Source organism: Burkholderia sp., from assembly GCF_018375725.1.
GTDB lineage: Bacteria > Pseudomonadota > Gammaproteobacteria > Burkholderiales > Burkholderiaceae > Burkholderia.
This window is the reverse complement of record NZ_JAHACR010000442.1, coordinates 1-2,483: the sequence shown is the minus strand read 5'-3', so window position 1 is coordinate 2,483 and position 2,483 is coordinate 1. Positions and strand designations below refer to the sequence as shown.

The 2,483-nt window shown below is 68.3% G+C and carries 3 protein-coding genes; all 3 read right to left on the bottom strand.

Translation table 11 applies throughout. From position 1 onward, the window contains the following. Positions 1 to 17: 17 nt before the first annotated feature. A complete protein-coding gene (locus tag KH616_RS24105; RefSeq protein WP_292253696.1) occupies positions 18 to 998 on the bottom strand; it encodes a sulfonate ABC transporter substrate-binding protein in 981 nt (326 codons plus the stop codon). 125 nt (positions 999 to 1,123) lie between these two features. Beyond that, positions 1,124 to 1,957, bottom strand: a complete 834-nt coding sequence (locus tag KH616_RS24100; RefSeq protein WP_292253693.1) for a MerR family transcriptional regulator — start codon at positions 1,955 to 1,957, stop codon at positions 1,124 to 1,126. A gap of 9 nt (positions 1,958 to 1,966) precedes the next feature. Beyond that, the coding region (locus KH616_RS24095) for a GNAT family N-acetyltransferase (RefSeq protein ID WP_292253690.1) at positions 1,967 to 2,483 on the bottom strand (517 nt) is incomplete at its 5' end.

Sequence of the window (2,483 nt, the reverse complement as noted above, 5' to 3'; positions counted from 1 at the left end):
CGGCCCGCTCGTCTCGCTTACTTTGCCGCGAGCGCCGACGTCGCGCGCTTGTCGATCCACGCGTTGTCGCTGACCGTGAGCTTGTGCGGAATCAGTCTGGCGTCGTAGAACGCGTCCGCGACGCCTTGCTGGGTCGCGACGATCCGGTCGTCGATCGGCACGGCGCCGAACGGCACGCGCTTGAACCACGTTTCGACGAGCGCCTGGCTCAGGCCGACCTTCGGCGCGATCAGCGCAGCGGTTTCGGCCGGATGCCGGTTGACCCATTGGCCGGTCGTGCGCGCCTGTTCCAGGATCGCGGCGACGATCGCCGGGTGACGCTGCGCGAAATCGCGGGTTGCTTCATAGAAATTGTTCGCCGCGGTGAGGCCCGTGTAATCGGACAGCGTGCGAACCTTCAGCGCCTCCTGCGCGGACGCGTAATACGGATCCCAGACGGCCCACGCGTCGACATTGCCGCTTTCGAACGCGGCGCGGGCATCGGCGGGCGGCAGGTAGACCGGACGGATCTCGTCATAGCGCACGCCGGCTTTTTGCAGCGCCTTCAGCAACAGGTAGTTCGCGCTCGAGCCTTTTTGCAGCGCCACCTTCTTGCCGCGCAGGTCGGCGACCGACCTGATCGGTGAATCGGGTTTCACGAACAGAGCCTCGTTGTGCGGCGACGGCGGTTCCGCCCCGACGTAGACGAAGCGCACGCCGGCTGCCTGCGCGAATACGGGCGGCGGCGCGCCGGTGTAGCCGAAGTCGATGCTGTTGGCATTCAGCGCTTCGAGCAGCTGCGGACCGGCCGGGAATTCGAACCACTGCACGCTGTAGCCGAGCGGCTTCAGGCGTGTTTCGAGCGCGCCTTGCGCCTTGACGACCGAGAGCAGCCCGGCCTTTTGATAACCGATGCGTACGACGTTGTCGTCGGCGCCCTGCGCGAAGGCCGAGGCAGCCGACAGCGCGACGAGCGCCGATGCGGCGGTATGCGTGATCCAGCGGGGGAGGCGAAGCATCGGGCGATCTCCATGCGAAGTGTCTTCGGGCGGGCGGCGCGGTGCCGCTCCGTTCGAAGAATCGTCGCATGGGCGATCAGGCACGCCAACGAAGCAATGCCGATATGGATATGACGCCCGCGCGCCTATGCCTTGTCGGCGTCGTCGTGCGGGGACGGCTGGCGCGCGGCTTCGTCGCCGAGCTTCCTGTCGAGAATGGTCGCGACGCGGCCGCCGAGATAGGCGCTCGCGGCGGCTTCGAGCGCGCGGTGCGTTTCGCCTTCGACGAACTCCGTCGCGAGCGGACGCAGGCGCCAGATCGCGTCGACGAGCGCGGGCACGTCGGTGGGCGGCGGCAGCGTGCCGGTGTCGTAGTGGTCGAGCTTGCGGACGACCAGACCGACCAGCAGCCGGGCGATCGCGTCGAAGTGCGGTTGCGCTTGGCTGATCATGTCAAGCAGCTCGCGCACCGGAATGCCTTCCTTCACGATCGCGGCGGCGGCCTCGAGCAACGCCGGGCTCTTCGCGACGAACGAGAGGCCGCGCCGCTCGAGCAGCCCGAGCTCGGTCACGCGCGCGAGCGAGGCGGGCGTCTGCGGCCCGAACATGTGCGCGAGCGTCGCGAGCGAGTAGGTTTTCGGCAGTTCGTTCGACCAGCGGCCGCCGATCGCGTTTTCGAGGCCGAGAATCGAGCGAAGGTCGTGGCCTTCGTCGATCGCCATGATCAGATCCTGGATGTTCGACAGCGTATAGCCGCGCGCCAGCAGGTGGTTGACCAGCTTCAGGCGTGCGACGTGCGTGTCGCCATAGATGCCGACGCGGCCGCGTTTCTCGGGCGGCGCGAGCAGGCCGCGGTCCTGGTACGCGCGGATGTTGCGCACGGTCGTGTCCGAGACGCGCGCGAGCTCGTCGACGGTGTACTCGCTGCGGACGGTTTCCGCGGCGGCCTCGTCGGGAATGGTGTGGGTCGATTTTGCCATGCGGCCATTCTAGCGCGACGCGAACGGCGCGGGATGGACGCTCGCGCCCTCGCCGAGCGGACGTTGCAGCAGCGCGGTGTCGATCCAGCGGCCGTGCTTGAAGCCGACCGATTGCAGCGTGCCGATCGGCTCGAAGCCGAAGGCGCGATGCAGCGACGTCGAGCCGCCCCGGCCGCCGTCGGCGATCACGGCGAGCATCTGCCGCCACGGGCCGGCTTCGCAGCGAGCGATCAGCGCGCCGAGCAAGGCCCGGCCGATCCCGCGACCGCGCTGCGCTTCGTCGATATAGATCGAATCCTCGATCGTGAAGCGGTACGCGCTGCGCGGGCGGTACGGCGTCGCGTATGCGTAGCCGGCGACCGTGCCGCCGCATTCCGCGACGAGGTACGGCAGGCCGTGATCCAGCACCTTGTCGCGGCGCGCGCGCATTTCGGCGATATCGGGCGGCGTCTCCTCGAACGAGGCCACGCCGTGCAGCACGTGGTGCGCGTAGATGGCCTGAATGGCGTCGTCCTCACAGTCGAAC